Genomic DNA, 23463 nt, shown 5'->3' on the forward strand with positions numbered 1-23463 from the left:
ACCTGTCGAGGCAGCACATCCACTCAGCCCGCTCCCGGAAACACCACCAGCGACCTCCCGCCCCTCCCCTGCCGCATCGCCGCGAACGCCTCCGGGATGTCGCCGAGTCCGACCCGGTCCGTCACCATGCCGGACAGGTCCAGGCGCCCCTCCCGCACGTGGCGCGCGACGATCGGCAGGTCCCGGGCGGGGTCGCTGTTGCCGTAGACGCAGCCCGACAACGTCCGTCCGAAATGGAAGAGTTCCAGGGCCGAGAAGGCGACCTGTTCGTCCTTCCCCCCGATGCCGACGACTGTCGTGCGGCCGCCGCGCCGGGTCGAGGACCAGGCCGTGCGGATGGTCTCGGCGCGGCCCACGCACTCGATGGCGACATCGGCGCCCGGACCGCCCGCCGCCGCGCGGACCCGCTTGGCCGTGGTGTCGCCGTCCGCCAGGACGAACTCGGTGGCGCCGGCGGCCCGGGCCAGCTCCTCCTTCTCCGGGGAGGAGTCCACGGCGACGATCGCCCCCGCGCCCGCAATCCGCGCGGACTGGATGGTCGCGAGGCCGACGCCGCCGGCGCCGTACACCGCGACCGACTCGCCGGCCCGTACCCGCGCGCTGTGGTGCACGGCGCCGTAGCCGGTGAGGACGGCGCAGCCGAGCAGGGCGGCCTCGGCCAGGGGGATCCCGTCCGGCAGCGGGATCACCGCCTCCGCCCGTACGACCGTCTCCTCCGCGAAGACCGCCGTGCCCAGGCCCGGGTAGAGCGGCGAGCCGTCGGCGGCGAGCGTGGCGTACGGGACCCCCGCGGCGCTCGCCGCGTTCGTGCAGAGCCACGGTTCGTCCAGACCGCAGAAGCGGCAGGCGCGGCAGGCGGGCGCCCAGTTGAGGACGACACGGTCGCCGGGGGCGACCTCGCTCACGCCCTCGCCGACCGCCATGACCGTGCCCGCGCCCTCGTGGCCGAGGACGGCGGGCACGGGCTGGTGCAGTGTGCCGTTGGAGAGGGAGAGGTCGGAGTGGCAGACCCCCGCTGCCGCGAGCGCGATGCGCACCTGGCCCGGTCCCGGGGCGGGCAGGTCGATGTCGGCCACCCGCAAGGGGGCTCCGACGGCGGACAGAACCGCAGCGCGGACCATGTCGGTGCCTTTCCGTGAACCGTCAGAGCCGTCAGAACTGCAGGGACTTCGTCTGCAGGTATTCCGCCAGACCGTGCGCCCCCAGCTCGCGCCCCACGCCCGACTGCTTGTAACCGCCGAACGGGGCACGGATGTTGAAGCCGCCGCCGTTGATGTCGACCTGGCCGGTCTGCAGGCGCCGGGCGAAGGCCACGGCCCGGTCCTTGTCCTCGGCCCACACCGCGCCGCCGAGCCCGTACACGGAGTCGTTGGCGATGGCGGCGGCCTCGTCCTCCGTCTCGTACTTGAGGAAGGACAGGACCGGGCCGAAGATCTCCTCCTGCGCGATGGTCATCCGCGGGGTGACGTCGGCGAAGACGGTCGGGCGGACGAAGTAGCCCTTCTCCCTGCCCTCCGGCGCGTCCTCGCCTCCGGTGACGATCCGGGCGCCCTCCTCGACGCCCTTGGCGATGTAACCGCGCACCCGTTCCCGCTGTTTGGCGTTGACGACGGGGCCGAGGCGCACCTCGGGGTCGGTCGGGTCGCCGGGCACGTACTTTGCGACGGCCTCCGCCGCGAGACGGACCGCCTCTTCGTAGTGGTCGGTGTGGACGAGCGTGCGCGTCAGCGCGTTGCAGCTCTGCCCCGTATTGCACATGACGTCCGCCACGTTGACGGCGATCGCCTTCGCGAGGTCGGCGCCCGGCAGGATCACGTTCGCGGACTTGCCGCCCAGTTCCAGGGCCACGCGCTTGACGGCGCCGCCCGCGAGCGCACCGATGCGCCTGCCGACGGCCGTCGAGCCGGTGAAGGAGACCAGGTCGACGTCCGGGTGCTCGGCGAGGGCCTGCCCGGCGACCGGGCCGAGGCCGGTGACGAGGTTGAACACGCCCGCCGGAATGCCCGCCGCGTCCACGCACTCCGCGAACAGCCGGGCCGTGAGCGGGGTGTCCTCGGCAGGCTTGAGGACGATCGTGCAGCCCGCCGCGAGCGCGGGGGCGACCTTGGCGACGATCTGGTGCAGGGGGTAGTTCCACGGCGTGATCGCGCCGACCACACCGACCGGCTCGTGCAGGACCACCGAGCTGCCGATCTTCTCCTCGAAGGGGTACGAGGCGGCGAGTTCGGCGAACGAGCCGGCCACGGCGATCGGCAGCCCGGTGTGCACGCGCTGCGCAAAGCCGGTGGGCGCGCCCAGTTCGGCGGTGATCGTCTCGGCGATCTCCGTCTGCCGGGCGGCGAGCGCGTCGCGCAGCGCGGTCAGGTACTCCGCGCGCTCGGCGGGCGCGGTGGCGGCCCAGCCGGGCAGCGCGGCGCGTGCCGCGCGCACGGCGGCGTCGACGTCCGCGGCGGTACCGGCGGGCACGGTCCCGATGACCTGCTCGTCCGCGGGGTTGACGACGTCGATTCTGTCCTTGCCCTCGGCGGGGCGCCAACTGCCGTCGAGGTACATGCCGTCGTGCGCGCTCACAGTCCGTCGCCTCCTGCCGTCCCGGTGGATACACGGTCAACCTAACCGCTGCCACTGGGGCACACCAGGGCGCCTGCGACTGCAGTAACACCTGTGCAGACCGGCTGCTTCATGGCGTTGCCGATTCAGCGCGTCGCTCTCAACGGAGCCCCGAGCCGTACCACCGTTGACCGGTCAACTGCCCGCCGGTGAACAGAATTCCGCCTTCATGATGTCGGCGCCTGCGCTGCTGGGGACGCCCCAGTCGCCGTTGAGGTTGAGGGCGAGGGTGTGCCGACCGTCCTCGGTGGTGACGGCCTGGGAGGACGAGCCGAGCCAGCCGCCGTCGTTGCCCCAGAGCCACACCCCGCAGGCGGCCTTGAACGTGGCGATGCCCAGACCGTAGCGGTATGCGGGGTTCTGCGGGTGCGGGACGGTCGTCTTCATCTCGGCGAGCTGCTTGGCAGGCAGTAGTTCGCCGCGGATCAGGGCGCTGAAGAAGCGGTTCAGGTCCGCGGTGGTGGAGATGATGTCGCCGTCGCCCCAGGACTGGGAGGCGTTCAGCCGGGTGACGTCGTAGATCTTCGTCGCGCCGGGGTCGGTGCTCAGGGTGGAGTAGGCCCGGCTGCTCGGCTTGGGCACGTCCACGGAATGGCCGGGCAGGACGGTGCCGTGCAGCCCGAGCGGCTCGATGATGCGCGCACGGACCTCGTCCTCGTAACTGCGGCCGCCGGCCTTCTCCATGATCAGGGCGGCCAGGACGTAGTTGGTGTTGGAATAACCGTAGCGAGCGCCGGGTTCGAAGCCCGGCCGGTGCGAGAGGGCAGTCCGTACGGCCAGATCGGGTGTCACCGTGTCATAGCGGTGCCGGAGAAAGCCCGGGGCCTGGACGTACTTCTTCAGATAGCCGGGATCATCGGTGTAGTCATAGATCCCGCTGGTGTGGTTGAGCAACTGCCGTACGGAGATCCTCCGCCCGTCGTTGCCGTTGCCCCGCACCACACCCGGCAGCCACCGCTCCACCGTGTCGTCGAGAGCGATCCTCCCCTCCGCCTCCTGCTGCAACAGCACGGTCGCCACGAATGTCTTGGTGATACTGGCGACACGGAAGCGGTCGTCGACGCTGCGCGGCCGGCCCGTCACGCGATCGCCGACCCCCGATGTACTCCGCCAGACGCCCCTACGGTCCCTCGCCTGCACCGTAATCCCGGGAACCCCGGCCTGCACCATCGCGTCCAGGACCCGCTGGGTGGCCTGATGCCCCTCACCCCGCGCCGTGCCGCCCGACGACGCCGCCCCGGCAGGGGCGGTGAACGCGCTGACGACGAGGGCTCCGGCAGCCAGCGTCACCGCTGCGCAGCGCGCCATCCGACAAGCTGCCATGCTTCGCTCCTTACGGGTCCTTGCCCTTACGGGGCGCAGCGTCAACGCCCTTCGCACAGAGGAGACTTCACGGCGGCCGCCCGGGTTGAGCCGCACCGCGTTCCGGCTGCCGCGGCAGCCGCCGGGCGGGCCGGCTGCGTGCCGGCCGTGCGCGACGGCGCCGTGGTCGTCACAGTACGGCGCTAGGCCGTGTCCGGCGGATCTTCGTCGCGCGACACCGCAGCGCCCCGTCAGGGGCGCGGGGAACTGCGCGACCAGCCACGACGCACCCGCAGCCGAGATGCTCGGGGCTTCGCCCCGGACCCCAGGGGCAGTGTGTCGGCTGCAGGCCGGCGGCGCCTGATCGCGCAGTTCCCCGCGCCCCTGACGGGGCGCACCGCACCCACGGCGAAGATCCGCCGGACAGGCTCTAGACGTCGACCTTGGTGGTGCGGACGTTGATGAGCGTGGGGCGCTCTCGGTCGGCGATGCCGGAACGGAGCAGGCTCGCCAGTTCGTCGGTGTCGTGGGCGGTGTGCGCGTCCACCCCGTAGCCGGCGGCGGTGGCGACGACGTCCAGGCCCGGCAGGTCCAGGCCGGGCACGCCGGGGGTGTGTTCGAGGACGCCGAACTGCTTGAGGATGCCGTACTCGGCGTTGGACGCGACGACGGCGGTGAGAGGGATGCGGTGGCGGACCGCGGTCCACAGCGCGGTGATCGCGTACTGGATGGAACCGTCACCCATCAGCGCCACGACGGGCCGGTCGGGTGCTGCGAGTTGGGCACCGGCCGCGGCGGGCAGTCCGAAGCCCAGGCCGCCGCCCGCGGCCGTGAGGTGCGAGAACCGGCCGCCCGGCCGGATGCAGTTGAAGATCGTGTTTTCGTTGCTGCCCGCCTCGGTCACCCACAGGGTGTCGGCCGGCGCGTTGCCGCCCACGGTCGCCCACAACGCCTCGGGCGTGAGCGGTGCGGCCGCCGGCTCAGCAGCGGGGACGGGGGCCCTGGCGGCCGGGGCGGGACGGCCGGCCGCGCCCACTCGTGCCAGCAACGCCTCGGCCGCCGCGCGCGGGTCTGCGATGATCGCGTCGCCGACGGGAGCCCGGGCGGCCTCGTCCGGATCGTTGGTGATGTGGATCAGCCGGGTGCCCTCCGGCAGGTACGGCCCGGGAATCATGGGGTAGTAGCGGAACACCGGCGCACCGAGAACGAGCACCAGGTCGTGGCCGGCCAGCGCCCGGGAGATCCAGCCGGCACCGGGCGGCAGCATGCCCTGATAGAGGGCATGGTCCTCCGGGAAGCCCGACAGCCCGGTCAGCGGCGCGGTCCAGACCGCGCAGTTCATGCGCTCCGCGAGCGCGACCACCGCGTCCCAGGCGCCGTACCGGTCGACATCGCCCCCGACGATCAGTGCCGGTGACGCGGCACCGTCCAGCCGGGCGGCGATGTCGGCGGCGAGCCGGCCGGGGAAGGACCGGGCGTGGGTGACCGTCCGGTCGCGGAGGACACGGATGTCGGCGACCTGTTTGCCGTCCAGTTCGACGTCCATGTCGTCCATGGGGAGCGACACGAACACCGGTCCGGTCGGCGGGGTTTGCGCGAGGTGGATCGCGTGCGCGAGCACCGCCGGGACCTCACTCGCCACAGCCGGCTCCGCGGACCACTTCACGAACGGCTTCGGCACGAGCGTGGCATCCACGTTGGTGAGCAGGCAGTACTGGTTCTGCATGGACCTGCGCTGGTTGCCGGCAGTCACGATCAACGGGGTTTTGTTGACGAAGGCGTTGTAGAGGGCCCCTTGGGCGTTGCCCATGCCCGGCGCGGTGTGCAGGTTGACGAACGCGGGCCGGCCGGTGATCTGGGCGAAGGCGTCGGCCATGCCGACCGGGACCATCTCCTGCAACCCGAGCAGGTACCGGAAGTCGGCCGGGAAGTCCTCCAGCAAACTCAGCTCCGAGGAGCCCGGGTTGCCGAACCAGGTGGTCAGCCCGTGCGACCGGAGCAGATCGAGAGCCGCGTCTCGGACGGAAGTCACGGCCGCCACTCTGTCCCGGAGCCGCTGTTCGCGCAATACCTCCCGCTGCTGTCACTACCGGGCGGCCTGCGGTGGCACCACTCCTTCCATCGCCCACAGGCACGCCCCCAGCCAGCCCGCAGCGAACAACCAGCCGCCGACCACATCGGTGAACCAATGGACCCCGAGATAGACGCGGGTCAGCCCGACCAGCACGCCCCAGCAGCCGACGAGCAGCCGCAGCGGCGTCGCACCGCGCGGGGCGCGCAGGGACACTGCGACGATCAGCAGCCCGGCAGCGAGGGCGGCCGTCGTGGTGTGCCCCGAGGGAAACGACCAACTGCTCGCCTGCGCCGCCCAGTCGCCGTGCGGCGGGCGGGACCGGTGAACGAGTTCCATCACGCCGTACCGCACCGCTTGCCCCGCACCGAGGCATGCGGCACCGAGCGCGGCGGCAAGGAGCCGGTGGCGTGCGGTGCGTCCCGCCACCAGGCCGGCCAGCACGGCGAGCAGGTAGGGGACGGCACCGGTCCCGGTGTCGGTCACCCCGCGGGCGAGGGTCAGTGCCGCCGCCGGGCGATGGGCCACCGCCCACGACAGAAGACCGTTGTCCGGCCACAGCGGCCCGCCTGCGCCACCGACGACGACCGCGGTCAGCGCGGCGAACGCCGTCCACGCGCCGAGAGCACAACGGCCGGACAGGCTGCGGACGTTGCGCCGGCTCATGCGCGGGGCCGACCGTGGTCGCACAACCGGCCCACTTCGTAGCCGCGTCGGTGGCAGGTGTCGAGGATGTGCGGGAGGGCACCCAGGGCCGAGCGCCAGGCGCCGGGGGCGGAGGTGCAGTCGGAGTCGTGGAGCAGGATGGTGCCGCCGCCGTCGAGGTCGGAGGTGACGGTGCGGTGGACGGACTCGGGGGTGGCCCGGGCCGTCCAGTCCTCTCCCCAGCAGGTCCACAGCACCGGGGTGAGGCCGAGGCGGCGGGCTGCCAGGTGGGCGGCTGCCGACATGACGCCGTACGGGGGCCGGAAGAGTGCGGGCTGCCGTCCCGTGATCGCGGCGACGGTGTCGCGGGCGCGGGCGAAGTCGTCGTGGGTGGCGCGCGGGCCGCGCAGGAGCAGCGGCCGGTGCAGCCAGCCGTGGATGCCGATCTCGTGGCCCGCTGCGGCGATCTCGCGGACCAGGCCGGGAGATCGGTGCGCCGCGCTGCCGAGCAGGAAGAACGTGGCGTGCACCTCGCGTTCGGCGAGCAGCCGCAGGAAGCGCGGCGTGGAGAGCGGATCGGGCCCGTCGTCGAAGGTGAGGGCGACATGGTCCGGCCGGCCCCGGCCGGAGAGGCGGGGCATGGCGCGGTTGCGCAGCGGCCCGAAGGTCGAGACGACGGGCGCGGCGTGCACTGCTGCGAGTGCGGGCAGGGCGGCGAGGGTTGCCGTGCGCAGCAGTCGGGCGGTGGTCACGAGTGGTGGCCTTCCGGTCGGGGGCCGTGGCCCGGGGAGAAGTCGTCCGGGGCGGAGTCGTCCGGGTCGAGGCGGTGGTCGATGGCATGCATCAGGCCCGGGCGATCATGCGTTGCGGCGCCCATGCCGACGGCGCACGCCGACAGGGCGCACGCCACGGCGGTGGTGGTGGCGAGCCGGCGTGGGGCGGTGCGCCGCCGCGCCGCCGGTTCCGGATTCCGGAGCCGGGGTGCGGATCCGTGGACACGCGCTATCTCGGCTGCCGGACCGCCGTCCCGGCCCATGGCGAACAGGGCGAGAGCGACTTCGTGCTGCTGCCGGCCGAGCGGACCGTCGATCAAGTCGCGCAGCACGGCCCCGAGATCGGCCGGTTCGCGGATCCACACGGCCGCCCCGGCCTCGTCCAGGGCGGCGGCGTTGGTCAGTCCGTGGCCCGGTATGCAGCGGTAGCTGGCGACGGGCAGACCGGCGGCGAACGCCTCCAGGGAGGTGAGCCCGCCGGCGTTCTGGACGAGGACGTCGGCGGCGTGCATCAGGCCGGGCATGTCGTCGACCCAGCCGTAGGCGTGCTCGATGCCGTCCGCGCGCAGTTGCTCGGCCAGGGCCCGGTTGCGGCCGCAGACGACGACGGGGACGGCGGCGCCGCAGTCGCGCACTTCCCGAGCCACCTGCCGGACCGGCCCCACGCCCCAGGATCCGGCGACGAGCAGCGCGAGCGGCGCGTCCGCGGGCAGGCCGAACCTGACCCGCGCCTGTTCGCGCTCCTGCGTGCTGCCGGGGGTGAACCGCGGATCCGTGACCGGCCCGCACACCCGCACGTCCCGCGCCCCGGCGGCTCGCGCCTGGGCGGCGGGCACGGGATGGGCGGCGAGGTGGACGTCCACGCCGTCCGCCACCCAGAGGGGGTGCACCGAGAAGTCGGTCAGGTAGGTGAGGACGGGGACGGCGAGGCGGCCTTTGAGGCGCAGGCTGCCCAGGACCCGGCTGGCTCCCGGGTAGGTGGAGACGACCGCTCCGGCGTCCGGGGACAGGGCGCGCAGCACATGGTCCTCGGCGGTGCGCAGCAGTGCCCGCGCCACCGGACCGCCGCCCCCGGCGCGTTCGGTGCCGGCGTAGATCCGCTGGTAGGCCCAGGGGGCCCGGACGAGCATCCGATGGTAGCCCTGCTGGACGGCCCGGCCGAGCCGGGCGGGCATCAGATCCAGCAGGTCGTAGCGGTCGACGGCGATGCCGTCCGCCGCGAGGCGGCGGGCGAGCTCGGTGGCGGCGCCGTCGTGTCCGGCTCCGACACTGGCAGAGACGATGGCGACCCGGTCGACCCGGTCCGCCGCGCCGGTCGTCGCGGACCGGGGCACGCCGCCCGGGAGCGCGGGGGTGGGTGCGGGTGCCGTGCTTCCGGCCTGGGGCATGGGCTTTTCCTCTGCGCGAGAAGGGGAGCAGCGCGACTCTACAAGATGTAGTAGTTCGTACGTCGAAGCCGGAGCATACTTCCTACATCTCGTAGTAGCTCACCGGGTAGGCTGTGCAGCCCGTATGTCGGCGGGAGGAACGGAAGGCGAACGGTGGACGGACGAAGAGGCGGCGGCGCCCGCGGCGCGACCGGCAGGCGGGCGCGCGGCGAGCTGGAGACCCATGTGCTCGCCGCCCTCTGGGCCGCCGACGCGCCGCTGACCGCGCGTCAGGTCCGGGAGCGACTGCCGGGCGACCTCGCGTACACGACCGTCCTGACGATCCTGTCCCGGCTGCACGGCAAAGGCATGCTCGTCCGGCACCGCGAGGGGCGCGGATACGCCTACGAGCCGGCCCGCGACGAGGCGTCCCACACCGCCCAGCGCATGCGGTCGCTGCTGGAGGGCGGCTCCGACCGCGAGGCCGTGCTGACCCGCTTCGTCTCCGAACTGTCGGATAAGGACGAGCAGTTGCTGCACCAGCTGCTGTCCGGGCGCTTCGACGAGAGGCCGTGAACCCGTGCTGATCAGCGTCTACGTCCCGTTCGCCGTGACCGTCCTGCTCACCGTGGCCGCACCGCGGCTGGCCCGCCGGCTGGCCCCGCGCCCCGCCGCCTGGGCCCTGGCCTGGGCAGCGCTGGTCACGGCGGCCGGCTGGGCGGGATCGCTGGCCCTGCTGGCGTTCACCGGGGTCGCCCAGATTCCGCAGGTCGCCGCAGAGGGGCGCTGGTCGGTGTCCGCACTGCGTGCCGAGGATCCCGTGCACCTCTCCGTCGCGACCGCCAGTGCCCTGGTCCTGGCCCTCGGGGTCGTCTCGCTCGGGGTGACCGGTGCACGGCAGGTCCGTGCCGTTCGCCGGGCCCGGCAGGAGTGCGCCCGGATGCCCGGCGACACGGAACTGACCGTGCTCGACGACGACGCCCCGCTTGCGTTCGCCCTGCCCGGCGCCCCCGGACGGATCGTGGTGTCCCGGGGCATGTTGCGCTGTCTCGGCGACGACGAACGCGAAGCCCTGCTGGCGCACGAGCGGGCCCATCTGCGCGGCGGACACCACTTCTTCCAGATCCTCTGGCGGCTCGCGGCAGCCCTCAATCCCCTGCTGCGGCCCCTGGCCGACACCGGCGCCTACGTCCTGGAACGCTGGGCCGACGAGGAGGCCGCGGCGCAGGTCGGCAGCCGCACGGCCGTCGCCCGCGCGGTCGGACGGGCCGCCCTCGTCTCCGCCGGTGCGTCCCGCCCGGCCGCACTCGCCGCGACCGGCGGGGCAGTGCCCCAGCGGGTACGAGCCCTGCTGGCCCCGCCTCCTGCACATCGAAGCCTGCCCTTCATGGCAGGCGCCCTCCTGCTGACCTTGTGCTGCGCAAGCGTGGCCAACGCCGCCTCCGACAGCGATCGGATGGTCGACAACGCGCAACGGGCGCAGTGCGCAGCACACGTCGCAGCGCAGGCCCCGGCCACAGACGCACCGTCGGCCGAAGATCACCGGCACCTGCCCGACGTCTGCTGCCGCCATCACGAGCGCGAAGAACACCACGCATAGCAGGGGCAGCCCGCTGCCGAGGGAGGGGGCCGGGTCGCGGCCGCCGCTTCGCAGGAGAGGAACGGGTCAGTGGCCACCAAGGGTTCGTGGTGCCGCTTTCGCCGGGTCGAGTACGTATCCGGATCGCCCCGCACTGGTGACGATGGCCCTGTAACGGGGGCCGAGCTTGCGGCGCAGGCTGCCGATGTGCGTGTCGACCGTGCGTTCTTCGCCCACGGTGGACTGCTGCCACACCAGCTGCATCAACCGATCGCGGCTGAAGAGCCGTTGGGGATGCGCGTACGGGACCGGTAAAGGCATATAGGCGTCCGGGCAAGGACGCGGAACGCACGCGGAGAAGGCGACTACCGCACACCGGGCCGAAGCGAGGACGGGCGGCAGCGGGGCCGGTGACGGCCCGGACTGCTGTGACTGCGATCCATGTCTCTCCCCTTGGGCCGGGGAGACCTGTCCCGACCCTGGGCGTCTCTCGACGTCGTGGGGTCAGTGGCCTGTGTCCGTACAGACGCCTCACCGAACGAGGTGCCTCACGCATCCGAGCGTAGCGCCATGGTTGCGTATATGCGCAAGCACTTGACCCGTCCTTGGCGCCCGCGCAACAGTCCGGCCGAGTGTCCGAACCGGTCACCCCCGCCGTGGAGTTCCGCTGCTCCCCCGCGGGAGCTTCCGCGGCTCAACGAGGCCCGGTTCCTCGTCCGTCCCGCAGTGGGGCTCCGACGTCGTGCATGTGACTCAGCGCCTGCACGTAGGAGTCGACGAGTCCGGTTTCGGCATACGGCAGGCCGGTCGCCCGGCAGTGGGCGCGGACCAGGGGCCGGGCGAGCCGGAGATGGGGACGCGGCATGCTGGGGAAGAGGTGGTGTTCGATCTGGTAGTTCAGCCCGCCCATGAACCAGTCGGTGACCACGCCGCCCCGCACATTGCGGGAGGTGAGGACCTGGCGTTGCAGGTGCCCCCAGCGTTCGCCGTCCGGGTCCGGCATCTCCATGCCCTTGTGGTTGGGGGCGAAGACCATGCCGAGGTGAAGGCCGAAGAGGGCGTGGTGGAGCAGGGCGAAGGCCACCGCCTTGCCGGGTGACATGGCGGTCAGCAGCAGGGTTGCGTACCCCGCCGCGTGCAGTGTCAGAAGTGTCGCTTCGATGTGGCGGTCGCGCGCCTTCCGCTGTTTGAGGTCGCGCACGCTCGAAACCTTCAGGTTGATGCCTTCGAGCAGCAACAGGGGGAAGAAGAGCCGGGCTTGATGGCGGGTGAGCCACCGGGCGAAGCCCTCCCGCCGGGCGGCCTGGCGCTGGGTCCACACGAGTGCGCCCACCCCCACGTCGGGGTCCTTGTCCACGTGGTTGGGGTTGGCGTGGTGGCGGTTGTGCTTGTCGTTCCACCAGCCGTAGCTCATACCCAGCAGCAGATCGGCGTGGACGATCCCGAGGACACGGTTGGCGCGGCGGGTCCTGGATATCTGGGCGTGTCCGCTGTCGTGTCCGATGAAGGCGATACGGGCGGAGAAGACCGCCAGGGGCACGGCGAGCAGCAGGTTCCACCAGGTGTCGCCGGTGAGCACGATCATGGTGGCCGTGGCGGCGAGCATGAGCAGATCGCCGGCGATGGCCGCCGCGTACCGGCCGCGTCGGCGCTCCAGGAGCCCTGCTTCCCGTACCTGGCGCAGCAGCGGGGCGAAGTCGCTGCCTGCGGCGGGTTCCGCGAGGACGGCACTGACCTGTGTCACGAGGGCTTCTCCCGTGGCTCGATGGGTGGTTCGACCTCATGAAACGTATGGCCGGCGGGCATGGCGCGACCATGGCGGCACCACCCGGACCCGTAGGGGGGACAACCCCCGGTGACGGCAGGGGGCCTGGCTCCCGACGGGCCATTTGGCAACGGGCCTCTGCCCGAGCGGTTCGAGGGGCGCCCGGGCCCATGACATTTGTCATGATCATCCGGTGGCCGCAGACACTGACCACACGTCCGGTCCCGGCTATAGCTTTGAGGGCATGGAGACCACGAAGAGCACCGCGCCCGGCACCCCTCGCACCGAATGGAGCCTGTCGCTCCTGGGCGGCCTCAAGCAGCAGGGCAACTTCACGGCCCGGGAGCGCACCGTGCACGTGGCCGCGGTGGGCGGGGCCAAGCTCGACCACACCGACGCCGAACTGCCCGCGGGCCCGACCCGCCTGGTGAAGGCATCCCTGGTCGGCGGTGCAGAACTCGCCTACCCCGAAGGCGCCTCCGCCGAGGTCGACGCCTTCTCGGTCTTCGGCGGCGTCGACCTGACCGTCCCGGCCGGCACCACGGTCGAGGTCCACGGCTTCTCCCTGATCGGCGGCCGCAGCAAGGACGTGGCAGGCGAGCAGGGCGGCGCAGTGGTCAAGATCCGCTCGTACTCCCTGGTCGGCGGCGTCAAGGTGCGTCAGGGCAGGTAGGAATCCGCGCCCCCCGTTCCACCAATTGGTAAGGAAATGGTAAAACTGGCTGGCAGTGTCATTGACCCGTCAGCTTGGCCCACTTGAAGGATTTTGCATGACCATGCCCACCCCGCCCGGCGACCAGAACCCTGTGGACCAGGGACCGGCCGTCCAGGACCCCTGGGGCCCACGGCCTTCGGGAACGGCGGGGCCGGCCGCTCCGCCCTGGCAGCCGTACCCGGCGCCGATGCCGATGCCGATGCCGATGCCGCAGGCCCGCAACGGCATGGGGGTCGCGGCACTGGTGCTCGGCATCATCGGTGTGGTCCTCGGTCTCCTCGTCATCCTGTTCTGGGTGTCCTGGCTGCCGGCCCTGCTGGCCGTGGTCTTCGGCTTCGTCGGGCTGAGCAACGCGCGCAAGGGGCTTGCGACCAACAAGTCGATGGCGCTGGCCGGTGTGATCCTGGGCGGAGCCGGTCTGCTGATCTCGGCCGGCGTGGGCGTGTTCGCCGCGGTGGCGGTGAAGGTGGCCGCCGACGACGTGCGTTCGAAGGTCGACGAGGTGAAGGCGTCGGCGGCCGCGGAGGACGAGAAGCAGAAGGCGGAGGAGAAGGCCAGGCACCTGTCGTTCGGCCAGTCGTACACGTTCGAGAACGGCCTGAAGGTCACGGTGGACACGCCGCAGCCGTTCACCCCGGACGAGTTTGCCAACGGCCACGCGAAGGGGAACAAGGCCGTCGAGGTGACGGTCACCGTCGTCAACACCGGCACGGAGCGGCTCTCGGTCGAGACAGGGCTGCCCAGCGTCAACGACGCCAACGGGGCCTCCGCGGAGCTGGTGATCGACGGAAGCGGACGCCAGAAGGTCATCACCGGCTACGTCCTGCCCGGCAAGGAAGCCGTCGGCAAGTACGCCTTCTCCCTGCCCGCCGACGCAGCCGGCAAGGCCGAGGTCGAGTTCAGCCCCGACACAAAGCAGTGGCCGGACGCCTACTGGTCCGGGCCCACTTCCTGAGCAACCCCCTGCAGGTCAGTGGCCCGGGGCCGGGCCCTGGTCAAGGGTGTCGAGGAACGCGGTGAGTTCGGCGGTTTCGGGGGCGCTCGGCTCGCCGTGGACCGCGAGTGCCCGCTCGGCGTGGTCGCGGGCGGCGTCGGGGTCGTCCGGTACCAGGGCGTAGGCGATGCCCTGGTGGGCACGGGCGATCTGCAGGCTGCTGTCGATGGTGCAGGCGATGTCCAGCGCCCGCTGGTGCCGACGGCGGGCGGTGTCGCGACGGCCGGCCGCGTGGTAGGTGGCACCGAGGTCGTTGAGGACCTCGCACTCGGCACGCCGGTCGCCCATCCGGCGGTCGAGGGAGAGCGCGTGTGCGTGGTGGGCCACGGCCTCGCCGAACTGCCCCAACTGCCGGTGAGCGGTACCCATGTTCGTCAGAGTGCGGGCCTCGCCCCACGGGTCGCCGATCCGCCGGTAGCGGTCGAGCGCCCGCCGGTGGTGGTCGAGGGCCTCCGCGGCCCGCCCGAGCTCGGCGTGGACCGCGCCCAGGCTGGTCAGGCTCAGGGCCTCGCCCCAGGGGGCGTCGATGCCGCCGTAGAGAGCCAGGGCCTGCTGGTGGAGGTCGATGGCCTCCTCGTACTGCCCCAACTGCCCCTGCGCGATACCGAAGTTCGTGAGGATGACGGCCTCGCCCCACGCGTCGCCGATCTCCTGGCACAGGGCCAGCGCCTCCAGCCCCCGGTTGAAGGCATCCTCGTGGCGCCCGGCGTGCCAGCAGGCGATGGCGAGGCTGGTCAGGATCTCGGCATGGGCCAGGCGGTTGTCGAGGTTCTCGGTCGCGGCCAGGGCGGCTTCATGGGTGGTGACCCAGTCCAGGGTGCGTCCACGGATGTCGAAGAAGTGCTGGAGGACGTGGGTGTACTGCCAGACGTGCTCGTTCCTGCCCCGCGCGGCGGCGTGCGCGATCATCGCGACGAGGTTGGCGTGCTCGGCCTCGTACCAGGCCAGCGCCGAGGCCCGGTTGCTCACGTCCGGGGTGTCGGCGGGCGGGTGGGCGACCTCGAACGGGAGCAGCCGCTGTCCCGGCGCCACCACGGGGCGGGCGCTCAGCGCAATGTGCAGATAGTGGTCGAGGAGCCGGAGCTCCGCCTCCTCCCGCTGTGCGGGCGGCTCGGTCTCGTGCAGGAGCCCCTGCGTGTGCCGGCGGAGCAGATCGTGCAGTTGATAGCGGTGGGGTGCGTACTGCTCCAGCAGGTGGACGTCGACGAGTTCCTCCAGCCACTGCCCTGCCGTCGCCACGTCCGTGCCCGCCAGGGCCGCGGCCGCGTACGCGTCGAGATCGGCGCCGGGGTGCAGGCCGAGCAGCCGGAACAGCCGCTGACGGCCTGGGCCGAGGCGCGCATAGGAGAGGGCGAAGGCCGCGCTGACCGCCTGCTCGTTGCCGCCGGGGCCGAACCGGCGGCGGCCCGCGCGGAGCTCGACGGCGAGGTCTTCCGCCGTCCACGCGGGCCGGTGGGCGAGCCGGGCCGCCGCCATCCGGATGGCCAGCGGCAGGTAGCCGCACAACTCGGCGATCTCTGCAACCGCTTCGGCCGCGTCGGCCACCTGGTGGCGTCCCGCGATCCGGGCCACCAGCGCGCACGCCTCCGCCTCGGGCAGCACATCGAGCGAGAGCGGGACCGCGCCCTCCAGCGCCAGGAGCCGCCGCCGCGAGGTCACCAGCACCGCACATGAGGCGGAGCCGGGCAGCAGCGGACGCACCTGCTCCGCGGCGGCGGCATTGTCCAGCACCACCAGCGCCCGCCAGTCCGACAGCGTGGTACGCCACAGGGCCGCCCGCTCCTCCAGGGTGTGCGGAATGCGCGCGCCGTCGACACCGGCCATGCGCAGCAGTGCCTCCAGCGCCGACGCCGGGCCCACCGGGTCGTACCCCGGGGTGAAGCCGTGAAGGTCGCAGTAGAACTGGCCGTCCGGGAACCTCCCGGCCATGAGATGGGCGGCGTGCACCGCCAGCGTGGTCTTGCCGACGCCCGCCATACCGTCGATCGCCGAGACCACCACCGCGCTCGCGGCGCCGCTGCCGACCAGTTCCGCGAGCCGGGCCACCTCGGCGGTGCGCCCGGTGAAGTCCGGTGTGTCATAGGGCAGATACCGTCGGCGCCCGGGATGCCCGGCCTCCGCCGTCCCCTCCGGCCCGTCGGTCGCGGCCGTGGCCGTGGCCGTGGCGATCAGGCGCCGCTGGTCGTCCGCCTCCAGCCCGAGCGCCGTTGCGACCTCCCGCACCGAGGCGAGGCGGGGCGTCCGTCCCTGCCCGGACTCCAGCGCGCGGATGGTCCGGGCCGACAGCCCCGCCCGCTCCGCCAACTCCTCCTGGGTCAGCCCGGCCCGCCGCCTGTAGGCGCGCAGCACTGTGTCGAACCGCTCCGGCATGTCTTCTCCTCGCCCCGCAGGCCCGGACCGTGCGGCCCCGGGCCGCACGGCTTGACGTCCCGACTCTGGCCACCCCGGGAGAACGTCCGCTAAACGTCCGCTGGACGTCCTGTCGGTGGCGCGGGACGCACGGCAGCATCATGCGTGCCCCGCCGAACAGGGGGCACGCGGATTGCCGCACTGCGGTCAAACCGCAACGGGGGAAGGGCTGTTGAAACACCGCGAGGCCGCCGTGATGCCGACGCGCCTTTCCCCCATTCCGATCCGCCGTCGGAGGGGGACACCGCCGACGGCCCGTATCCGAAGGAGCACGGTGAACACACCGCGAAGAATCGCCGCCGTCACGTCCGTTCTCGTCGCGAGCCTCGGTTTCCTGGGGACGACCTCCGCCTCCCCGTCTGCCGCGTCCGACGACGGGGTCCGCGTGACCAAGCCGGCCTCAGCCGCGCCGGACTGCGCCTTTGCCGTCTTCACCCCCGGCAACAGGTACTGCTACAACGACGCAGGCGGCTACGGGATCGGCCCCATCACAGGAGTCAGCATGGTCTGCGTCTACTCCGGCTGGGCGGTCTACGCCTGGGCGCCCAACCCCGGCGAGCGGCACCACTCCAAGCTCCAGCGCCGGACCGACCCGTGCGACGACTACACCCAGGTACCGGGCAACACGGTCGTCGACTGGGTGGAGTTGCACCCCTAGGGCCTGTCCGGTGGGTCAGTGCGGTCTGGTGCTGGGGGCACCTACCAGCAGTAGCTGGGGGAGCGTCACGGGGCCCGCGCCGACTCATCGGACAACGCCCTGGGCCGCCCTCTTCCCCGGCTTTCGAGCGGTCGGCCGTTTGCGCCCCCAGGCGGCCAGCGGCTGGAGCGCGTCGTTGAGTCGCGTGCCGTCCTCGGTCAGCGAGTACTCGACGCGGGGCGGTACCTCGTCGTAGGAGACGCGGTGCACGACGCCGTCCGCTTCCATCTCGCGCAGGTGAGAGGCGAGGACCTTCTCGGTGATTCCCGGAAGCAGTCGACGCAGTTCGCCGAAGCGGCGGTACGGGTGCTCGTGGAGCGCCCAGAGGATCAGCACCTTCCACTTGCCACCGATCACCTCCATCGCGGTGTCGATCCCGCAGACGTGTCCGTCCGGTGCGCCCGGCCGGTTCGGCGTCGTCATGCCGCGCCCCCTTCTGACCTGCTCGCTCACCCCGGGGTAAGCACCCACTCCGAAGTGCGTACTTGATCACTCCCGAGCCTGTGACCAGCATAACCGGCATGACACAGAACACTGTTGAGAAGACCTCCGTCACGCTGCTGGGCCTCGGCGCGATGGGCACCGCGCTGGCCCGTACCTGGCTTGCCGCCGGCCGGCCGCTCACCATCTGGAACCGCACCCCGGCCCGCGCCACGGCGCTTGCGGCCGAGGGCGTGAGGGTCGCGGACAGTGCCGCTGAGGCGGTCGCGGCGAGCACCCTGGTCGTCGTTTGTCTGTTGGACGACGCCTCGGTCGAGGAGGCGCTGGCCGGCACCGACCTGGCCGGCCGGGACGTGGTCAACCTGACCACCAGCACCCCTTCCCAGGCCCGTGCCCGTGCCGAGTGGGCCCGTGAGCGCGGCGCCCGCTACCTGGACGGCGGGATCATGGCCGTCCCTCCGATGATCGGCGTCCCGGAGGCAGGCGGTTACGTCTTCTACAGCGGCTCGCGGGAGCTGTTCGTGCGGCACCAGGAGACCCTGGGCATCCCGGCCGGCACCAACTATGTCGGCACGGACGCGGGCTTCGCGGCCCTGCACGATGTGGCCCTGCTCAGCGCCATGTACGGGATGTTCGCCGGAGCCGCGCACGCCTTCGCTCTGATCCGCAACGAGGACATCGACCCCGCGTCACTCGCCCCGCTGCTCGCCGACTGGCTCGTCGGGATGGCCCCGGCGGTTCACCAGACCGCGGACCGGCTGCGGAGCGGCGACTACACCAAGGGTGTCGTCTCCAACCTCGCCATGCAGGTGGCCGGCGCGCCGACTTTTCTGAGCACCGCCGAACAGCAGGGCGTCAGCACGGAACTGCTCCTCCCTTACTTCGAGCTGATGCGCCGCCGCCTGGCCGAGGGGAGTGGCGAGGAGGACCTGACGGGCGTGGTCGATCTGCTGGTGCACTGACCTTCGCCGGTCGGGGAGCACCGGGGCATCGAGGGGCTGGCCGAATCCGAGCGGGCGACCATGGCGAAGTTCGAGCGGACGCAGCACGTCGGCACCGACTACCCACCTGGCCTCGACGCAGGCTGCTCGTGGTGCGGAGCCGGGAGGCCACTTCGACGTGGGCGGTACGTTCACGGGCGAGGTTGTACGAGCCGCCGACGGCTGGCGCTTCCGGCGGCTGGACGTCCGTGCCGTGTGGACGAGCGGGCAGGGGCCGCTCGTCCTGACACCCAAGGCCGAGGAGACGCTGCGGAAGCTGGGGCCGCAGACCGGATGACGGATCCATCGGGCAGGCCCTGGGCCGTGTCCGGCGGATCTTCGTCGCGCGGCACCGTAGCGCCCCGTCAGGGGCGCGGGGAACTGCGCGATCAGCCACGACGCTCCCGCAGTCGAGGTTCTCGGGGCTGCGCCCCGGACCCTGGGGTAGTGCGTCGGCTGCAGGCCGTCGGTGGCTGGTCGCGCAGTTCCCCGCGCCCCTGACGGGGCGCTGCGGTGCCGCGTGACGAAGATCCGCCGGACACGCCCGGGGGCAAGGAAGCCGGTGTCACCGGCGGGTGATCGCCGGCTCTGGACCTCCGGTGCCGGTGGCGATGTGGAAGGCACGGTAGCCCAGCGGTGATTGACTACGCCGCATGGATTTTGCGCGAGCATTCCCTCGATGCACGGACGTGCCGACAAGCCGTTCCGGTCGGGAAGCACCCCCGTTCGACCCCGAACTGAGCGTGGCACTGGCGGCTTTGGGGGACAGGGTCGGTGAGCCGTTCACCCCGGAGAACCTTGCGGCCCGGCAGGAGCGGGATGCCGCGGCCCGGCCCAGGCCGACGGTCCGGGAGCTGCAGGCCGGTGGCCGCTTCGAGGTCGACGAGCTGCGCGTGCCGGGGGCATCGGGGGATCCGGACGTCACGCTCGTGAGTGCGCGGCCCGCCGGGATCGCCGGGCCGCTGCCGCTGCTGTACTACATGCACGGCGGCGGAATGATCATGGGCAATGCGTGGTCCGTACTTCCACGGCTGCTGCACGAATGGGCTCTCGCGCTGGAGTTGGCCGTCATCTCCGTCGAGTACCGGTTGGCACCGAAGGCGCAGTATCCCGGGCCGCTGGAGGACTGTCATGCCGGACTCGTCTGGGCGGCCGAGCACGCGGACCGACTGAATATCGACGCGGACCGCATCGTCATCGGAGGAAAGAGCGCCGGCGGCGGACTTGCCGCGGCACTCGCCCTGTTGACCCGTGACCGAGGCGGGCCCGTACCGATCGGGCAACTGCTCATGTGCCCGATGCTCGACGACCGCAACGACACGTACTCCAGCCGTCAGATGGCCGGCATCGACACCTGGGACCGCACCTCCAACGCCACCGCGTGGCAGGCGCTGCTGGGCGACCGGTACGGCGCTGAGGACCTGCCGCCCTGCGCAGCCCCCGCCCGCGCCACGGATCTGTCCGGGCTGCCTCCGGCCTATCTCGATGTCGGGTCGGCCGAGACCTTCCGGGACGAGGGCGTGGCCTATGCCCATGCGATCTGGCGGTCCGGCGGCCAGGCCGAACTGCACGTGTGGCCCGGGGCGTTCCACGGCTTCGACACCTTCGCACCGCGGGCCGCGGTCAGCCAGGACGCCCGCGGTGCCCGTACCCGTTGGCTTCGGCGCATTCTCACGCAGTCCGGTGCTCCGGTGCGGGCGGGTGAGGTCGACGGCGGTTCCGACGCTGTGCGGGGCGAAGTCGGGCGGTGACACGTACCGGCTCGCGTTGTGGCAGGGCGTCCTGCAGCACCGCTCCCGGCAGGGCGGTCACCCCTCCATCTGCCGCAGCCATTGCGCCTCTTGGAAGAGGCGGTCCGTGCAGTCCGCCAGTACGCCGCCCAGAAGCAGTTCCGGGACGTAGAAGGACCGTGCGGAGTCGGCGACTTCCCGTGGGGACAGGGCCGCCTGGTCGAGCCCGGTGCGGCGGAGCTCGTCGATCGAGCTTCCCCAGACGATGCGGCGCAGATTCGCCCAGGCCATCGCGCTCATGCACATCGAGCAGGGCTCGCCTGTGGTGTAGAGGGTGGTGTCGGTCCAGTCGTGGTTGCCGCGCCGACGCACGTAGTCGTTCATGGCGGCCGTCTCGCCGTGCAGTAGGGGGTTGTCCTTCGAGTCGTTGACCCCGTTTGCCAGGACCTCGCCGGTACGGGTCGCGACGATCACCGCGCCGAACGGGTAGGCGGGATTGCGCTCGGCCTGTTCGATGGCCAAGTGCATGAACCGCTCGTGGGCAGGGCTCTCCTGGGGTACGTGCCGAGGGCTGCTGCGCGGAGGCGCGGCTCCCGTCACCACCGTTCCGGCTATCCCTCCGAGAAACCGGCGCCTGTCGAAGTCCACTTGCTTCCCCTCGTCTGAGGCCGGCGGTACCGCGAGACCGTCGTACGGGCCTCCCCGCCCCGGGCGTTCTGCGGGCACGACACATTTTCTACCGCACAGCACCGCAGCAGGGGAGATGGCGTTGGCGAGCCGGTGACCGTGTCACCAAGGCCCCGGCTGCGGGTTCGATCGACATGGTGACAGGATGAGGGAATGGCAACAGAGCAGCCGTGGGCATCTCATAGCGATCTGCTGGCGGCGAAGGAACGGGTATACGACCCGAGTGGGTTTTCCTGCTCGCAGCCCGCGCCGGAGGCGGAGAGCGCGGAGTACGCGGCTCACGCATTCACGCTGGACGGCCGCCTGTCGGTCAGGTTCCGCGTGGCCAAGACGACCCCGACGAAGGCCGGCCAGTTCGTCACCGTGTGGCAGCGGTCCGCGGAAGGTCCGATCCGGCCTTTCGACGTTGACGACTCCGTCGATCTCTTCGTGATCAGCTGCCGTGATGGTGACCGGTTCGGGCAGTTCGTGTTTCCCGCGGACGTGCTCTGCGAGCGGGGCATCGTCTCCAGGAACGGCACCGGCGGGAAGCGCGCTTTCCGCGTCTACCCGCCGTGGGTGACCACCACGAGCCGCCAGGCCAGCAACACCCAGGCGTGGCAGGTGAAGTACTTCTTGCCCATCGGCGAGGCCGGGGTTGTGGACCTGGAGCGTGCCAGGAGTCTCTATCACGCGTAGGCGAGCCGACCATGGGGCGGGGGTCGGCTTCGAAAACGCTGATGATGTTGTCGAGACGCTGCCGTACGGTGCCGTCATGACTGCTGCACCGACTGCTGGACTTGCCCGCCCGGTACGGGGAGTGAAGGTGTACTCCCGCCAGACGCTCGGCGCGTGCGTGCCGACGTACGGGCGGGTGGAGCTGGACTTCGAGCCGGTGCCGGAGGGGACGGCATCGTCGTGTGAGTTCGCCTGCACTGCATATCCGGAACCGGCAGCCGAGTACCAACAGGCGCTCATACGGGGTGTGCTGCGGGAGCTGGCCGCCGAGGAATCCGACGACCCGGACGCCCGCCGGGGAAGCCCGGTCGAGGCGCGGGTTGTCGTCCGTGCCCTGTCCTGGCACTGGACCGATTCCTGCGAGCAGGTATTCGCCCGCTTGGGCGCTCTCGCGGTACGGGAGGCACTGCAATGTGTGGCGGAAGGCCGGGAGCCGAAGGCGGTCGAGACGCGAGTCAGGCTGTTCTTCTGATCCCTTCCGCCACAGGACGCTTACAGGGCGCTGCCCTTGACCCAGTCGTTCCAGTTCAGGTTCCAGGCGTTGAGGCCGTTGTCGGGGCGGATGGTCTCGTCCGGAGAGTTCTTCACGATGACGACGTCTCCGATGACCGAGTTCGCATAGAACCACGCACCGGGTGTCCCGCTGTCGTCGGCGCCCTGCGTATCCGCCAGGCCTATGCAGCCGTGACTGGTATTGGTTCTGCCGAAGACACCGCTGCTCCAGTAGTTGCCGTGGATGAAGGTGCCGGAGGTGGACAGCCGCATGGCATGCGGGACATCGGGGATGTCGTACTCGCCTCCGAAGCCCACGGTGGACCCGTCCATACGGGTCTCCTTGTGCTTCTCGGATATCACCATCTGACCGTTGTAGGTGGGCGTCTTCCTGCTTCCCGCCGAGATGGGTATGGCCTTGATCGTCTCCCCGTCGCGCACCACGGTCATGGTGCATGTCGCGACGTCGACGGTGCTGACCTGCGAACGATCGATGGTGAAGGAGACGGTCTTGTCCTGTACTCCCTTGACACCGGACGATGCTTCGACATCGGCCAGGCGGAGTTGCAGTGTCACCGTGGATCCCTTTTCCCAGTACTCCTTGGGGCGGAAGTCGATCCGGGTGTCGCCGAACCAGTGACCGACCACTTCCTGGCCGCTGCTGCACTTCACCTTCAGAGCGGACTCGACCGCCCTCTTGTCCTTGACCGGCTTGTCGAAGGCGATGGACACCGGCATGCCGACACCGACCTTCGAGCCGTCCTCGGGGGTGAAGGTGCCGATGAAACTGTTCGCAGCGGAGACAGTGGTGAAAGTCGCCTGTTCGGTGACGGGCCGTCCCTGTGAATCCTTGGCGCTCGCCGCGACCTTGTAGGTGGTCTCGCGTTCGAGAGGAGAGTCCGGTTTCCACGTCTTCTTGTCGGCCGACAGCGAGCCCTTGACGGGAGTCTGCTTGTCGGCCGTGACGACGGTGACCTCGGTCAGCTCGCCCTTGACGCTGGTCACCGAAGTGCCCGTGACACCTGCGCCGGCAGTGCCGTCCTTCGGCGTGATCTTGATGACCGCCTCAGAGGTCGGCCCGGTGGACGCTTTGCCGCTGTCCGCCTTGCTGCGCGATCCGCACGCTGCGATCCCCAGCGTGCCGCCGACCACGGTCACGGCGCCGGCCAGGAATCGACGGCGGGAGGAGGCGCCCGTACGTCGCGGCCTGTTGCTCCGGATCGGCGCGAGGTCACTGCCTGGTTCGAGTCCCATGGGATGTCCTAGTCCCCGCCACGCCTGCCTGCAGCAGGTCACGGCGGATGGTGAAGAGAGGTCGTCGTCGCGAGCCACCAGGCGTCCTGGGAAGGCTCGATGGCTCGTCGAGGCCGGGAATCGACGTTCCGGTCCAGGTCCGCCGGATCTGCAATCGGTGGAGGTCGACCGAGCTGGCACGCTCACAGGTCACGCCCTTGCCGGACGGCATATTCTCGGGTCACGCCCCTGAGAC

General features: G+C 71.3%; 23 protein-coding genes. 10 read left to right on the plus strand and 13 right to left on the minus strand.

Annotated elements, in window-relative coordinates:
- Positions 1–23: 23 nt before the first annotated feature.
- The 7 genes from ACWD4B_RS02650 to ACWD4B_RS02680 form a co-directional block, all read right to left on the minus strand.
- A complete protein-coding gene (locus ACWD4B_RS02650) occupies positions 24–1121 on the minus strand; it encodes a Zn-dependent alcohol dehydrogenase (RefSeq protein WP_451419047.1) in 1098 nt (365 codons plus the stop codon).
- 31 nt (positions 1122–1152) lie between these two features.
- Positions 1153–2571, minus strand: a complete 1419-nt coding sequence (locus ACWD4B_RS02655; protein WP_451419048.1) for an aldehyde dehydrogenase family protein — start codon at positions 2569–2571, stop codon at positions 1153–1155.
- 174 nt (positions 2572–2745) lie between these two features.
- Positions 2746–3933, minus strand: coding sequence for a serine hydrolase domain-containing protein (locus ACWD4B_RS02660; RefSeq protein WP_451419049.1), 1188 nt, complete (start codon positions 3931–3933; stop codon positions 2746–2748).
- 409 nt (positions 3934–4342) lie between these two features.
- Complete coding sequence (mdlC, locus tag ACWD4B_RS02665; protein ID WP_451419050.1) at positions 4343–5944, minus strand: benzoylformate decarboxylase; 1602 nt, start codon at positions 5942–5944, stop codon at positions 4343–4345.
- Between the two features lie 54 nt (positions 5945–5998).
- Positions 5999–6649 (minus strand): phosphatase PAP2 family protein, encoded by a 651-nt coding sequence (locus ACWD4B_RS02670; RefSeq protein WP_451419051.1) that lies wholly within the window; start codon positions 6647–6649, stop codon positions 5999–6001.
- Positions 6646–7380 carry a polysaccharide deacetylase family protein gene (locus tag ACWD4B_RS02675; RefSeq protein ID WP_451419052.1) on the minus strand — a complete coding sequence of 245 codons (735 nt, stop codon included), beginning with the start codon at positions 7378–7380 and terminating at the stop codon, positions 6646–6648. The genes ACWD4B_RS02670 and ACWD4B_RS02675 overlap by 4 nt, the downstream gene beginning before the upstream one ends.
- Positions 7377–8789 (minus strand): MGDG synthase family glycosyltransferase, encoded by a 1413-nt coding sequence (locus ACWD4B_RS02680; RefSeq protein WP_451419053.1) that lies wholly within the window; start codon positions 8787–8789, stop codon positions 7377–7379. The genes ACWD4B_RS02675 and ACWD4B_RS02680 overlap by 4 nt, the downstream gene beginning before the upstream one ends.
- Positions 8790–8942: 153 nt before the next feature.
- On the opposite strand from ACWD4B_RS02680, the gene ACWD4B_RS02685 reads away from it, so the two are divergent.
- Both ACWD4B_RS02685 and ACWD4B_RS02690 read left to right on the plus strand, forming a co-directional pair.
- Positions 8943–9344 carry a BlaI/MecI/CopY family transcriptional regulator gene (locus ACWD4B_RS02685; protein ID WP_451419054.1) on the plus strand — a complete coding sequence of 134 codons (402 nt, stop codon included), beginning with the start codon at positions 8943–8945 and terminating at the stop codon, positions 9342–9344.
- Between the two features lie 4 nt (positions 9345–9348).
- Positions 9349–10368, plus strand: a complete 1020-nt coding sequence (locus tag ACWD4B_RS02690) for a M56 family metallopeptidase (protein WP_451419055.1) — start codon at positions 9349–9351, stop codon at positions 10366–10368.
- Positions 10369–10434: 66 nt separating this feature from the next.
- On the opposite strand, the gene ACWD4B_RS02695 is transcribed toward ACWD4B_RS02690, so the two are convergent.
- Both ACWD4B_RS02695 and ACWD4B_RS02700 read right to left on the minus strand, forming a co-directional pair.
- Positions 10435–10668, minus strand: a complete 234-nt coding sequence (locus ACWD4B_RS02695) for a helix-turn-helix domain-containing protein (RefSeq protein WP_451419056.1) — start codon at positions 10666–10668, stop codon at positions 10435–10437.
- Positions 10669–11041: 373 nt separating this feature from the next.
- A complete protein-coding gene (locus ACWD4B_RS02700) occupies positions 11042–12091 on the minus strand; it encodes a fatty acid desaturase family protein (RefSeq protein ID WP_451419057.1) in 1050 nt (349 codons plus the stop codon).
- Between the two features lie 265 nt (positions 12092–12356).
- Here ACWD4B_RS02700 and ACWD4B_RS02705 point away from each other — a divergent pair, with 265 nt between their 5' ends.
- Entirely contained in the window at positions 12357–12785 is a 429-nt protein-coding gene (locus ACWD4B_RS02705) for a hypothetical protein (protein ID WP_451419058.1), read from the plus strand.
- 97 nt (positions 12786–12882) lie between these two features.
- Positions 12883–13782, plus strand: a complete 900-nt coding sequence (locus tag ACWD4B_RS02710; RefSeq protein WP_451419059.1) for a DUF4190 domain-containing protein — start codon at positions 12883–12885, stop codon at positions 13780–13782.
- A 15-nt stretch (positions 13783–13797) separates the two neighbouring features.
- Here ACWD4B_RS02710 and ACWD4B_RS02715 read toward each other — a convergent pair whose 3' ends face one another.
- On the minus strand, positions 13798–16191 hold the full coding sequence (locus ACWD4B_RS02715) for an ATP-binding protein (RefSeq protein WP_451419060.1): 2394 nt from the start codon (positions 16189–16191) through the stop codon (positions 13798–13800).
- A gap of 313 nt (positions 16192–16504) precedes the next feature.
- Here ACWD4B_RS02715 and ACWD4B_RS02720 point away from each other — a divergent pair, with 313 nt between their 5' ends.
- A complete protein-coding gene (locus ACWD4B_RS02720) occupies positions 16505–16888 on the plus strand; it encodes a hypothetical protein (RefSeq protein WP_451419061.1) in 384 nt (127 codons plus the stop codon).
- Between the two features lie 84 nt (positions 16889–16972).
- On the opposite strand, the gene ACWD4B_RS02725 is transcribed toward ACWD4B_RS02720, so the two are convergent.
- Positions 16973–17350: a winged helix-turn-helix transcriptional regulator gene (locus ACWD4B_RS02725; protein ID WP_451419062.1), complete on the minus strand. Its 378-nt coding sequence runs from the start codon at positions 17348–17350 to the stop codon at positions 16973–16975.
- Positions 17351–17448: 98 nt separating this feature from the next.
- Between ACWD4B_RS02725 and ACWD4B_RS02730 the strand changes: the two genes are divergently transcribed.
- From ACWD4B_RS02730 to ACWD4B_RS02740, 3 genes are all read left to right on the plus strand, one after another.
- Positions 17449–18330 (plus strand): NAD(P)-dependent oxidoreductase, encoded by an 882-nt coding sequence (locus ACWD4B_RS02730; RefSeq protein WP_451419063.1) that lies wholly within the window; start codon positions 17449–17451, stop codon positions 18328–18330.
- Positions 18331–18487: 157 nt separating this feature from the next.
- Complete coding sequence (locus tag ACWD4B_RS02735) at positions 18488–18646, plus strand: hypothetical protein (protein ID WP_451419064.1); 159 nt, start codon at positions 18488–18490, stop codon at positions 18644–18646.
- 451 nt (positions 18647–19097) lie between these two features.
- The gene (locus ACWD4B_RS02740; protein ID WP_451419152.1) at positions 19098–20099 is read left to right on the plus strand and encodes an alpha/beta hydrolase; all 1002 of its coding nucleotides are present in this window, start codon (positions 19098–19100) and stop codon (positions 20097–20099) included.
- Between the two features lie 57 nt (positions 20100–20156).
- On the opposite strand, the gene ACWD4B_RS02745 is transcribed toward ACWD4B_RS02740, so the two are convergent.
- A complete protein-coding gene (locus ACWD4B_RS02745; RefSeq protein ID WP_451419065.1) occupies positions 20157–20606 on the minus strand; it encodes a nucleoside deaminase in 450 nt (149 codons plus the stop codon).
- Between the two features lie 312 nt (positions 20607–20918).
- On the opposite strand from ACWD4B_RS02745, the gene ACWD4B_RS02750 reads away from it, so the two are divergent.
- Positions 20919–21443, plus strand: coding sequence for a MepB family protein (locus ACWD4B_RS02750; RefSeq protein WP_451419066.1), 525 nt, complete (start codon positions 20919–20921; stop codon positions 21441–21443).
- A 76-nt stretch (positions 21444–21519) separates the two neighbouring features.
- A complete protein-coding gene (locus tag ACWD4B_RS02755; protein ID WP_451419067.1) occupies positions 21520–21954 on the plus strand; it encodes a hypothetical protein in 435 nt (144 codons plus the stop codon).
- A gap of 20 nt (positions 21955–21974) precedes the next feature.
- Here ACWD4B_RS02755 and ACWD4B_RS02760 read toward each other — a convergent pair whose 3' ends face one another.
- The gene (locus ACWD4B_RS02760; RefSeq protein ID WP_451419068.1) at positions 21975–23228 is read right to left on the minus strand and encodes a L,D-transpeptidase; all 1254 of its coding nucleotides are present in this window, start codon (positions 23226–23228) and stop codon (positions 21975–21977) included.
- Positions 23229–23463: the final 235 nt, after the last annotated feature.

It is taken from the genome of Streptomyces sp. NPDC002536 (assembly GCF_053594995.1).

Excerpts from the sequence above, each read along its gene's own strand:
- ACWD4B_RS02710 (WP_451419059.1), top strand. The coding sequence starts at position 12,883 with ATGACCATGCCCACCCCGCCCGGCGACCAGAACCCTGTGGACCAGGGA.
- ACWD4B_RS02755 (WP_451419067.1), top strand. The coding sequence starts at position 21,520 with ATGACTGCTGCACCGACTGCTGGACTTGCCCGCCCGGTACGGGGAGTG.
- ACWD4B_RS02670 (WP_451419051.1), bottom strand. The coding sequence starts at position 6,649 with ATGAGCCGGCGCAACGTCCGCAGCCTGTCCGGCCGTTGTGCTCTCGGC.
- ACWD4B_RS02730 (WP_451419063.1), top strand. The coding sequence starts at position 17,449 with ATGACACAGAACACTGTTGAGAAGACCTCCGTCACGCTGCTGGGCCTC.
- ACWD4B_RS02760 (WP_451419068.1), bottom strand. The coding sequence starts at position 23,228 with ATGGGACTCGAACCAGGCAGTGACCTCGCGCCGATCCGGAGCAACAGG.
- ACWD4B_RS02750 (WP_451419066.1), top strand. The coding sequence starts at position 20,919 with ATGGCAACAGAGCAGCCGTGGGCATCTCATAGCGATCTGCTGGCGGCG.
- ACWD4B_RS02680 (WP_451419053.1), bottom strand. The coding sequence starts at position 8,789 with ATGCCCCAGGCCGGAAGCACGGCACCCGCACCCACCCCCGCGCTCCCG.
- ACWD4B_RS02715 (WP_451419060.1), bottom strand. The coding sequence starts at position 16,191 with ATGCCGGAGCGGTTCGACACAGTGCTGCGCGCCTACAGGCGGCGGGCC.
- ACWD4B_RS02650 (WP_451419047.1), bottom strand. The coding sequence starts at position 1,121 with ATGGTCCGCGCTGCGGTTCTGTCCGCCGTCGGAGCCCCCTTGCGGGTG.
- ACWD4B_RS02705 (WP_451419058.1), top strand. The coding sequence starts at position 12,357 with ATGGAGACCACGAAGAGCACCGCGCCCGGCACCCCTCGCACCGAATGG.
- ACWD4B_RS02745 (WP_451419065.1), bottom strand. The coding sequence starts at position 20,606 with ATGCACTTGGCCATCGAACAGGCCGAGCGCAATCCCGCCTACCCGTTC.
- ACWD4B_RS02660 (WP_451419049.1), bottom strand. The coding sequence starts at position 3,933 with ATGGCAGCTTGTCGGATGGCGCGCTGCGCAGCGGTGACGCTGGCTGCC.
- ACWD4B_RS02695 (WP_451419056.1), bottom strand. The coding sequence starts at position 10,668 with ATGCCTTTACCGGTCCCGTACGCGCATCCCCAACGGCTCTTCAGCCGC.
- ACWD4B_RS02725 (WP_451419062.1), bottom strand. The coding sequence starts at position 17,350 with ATGACGACGCCGAACCGGCCGGGCGCACCGGACGGACACGTCTGCGGG.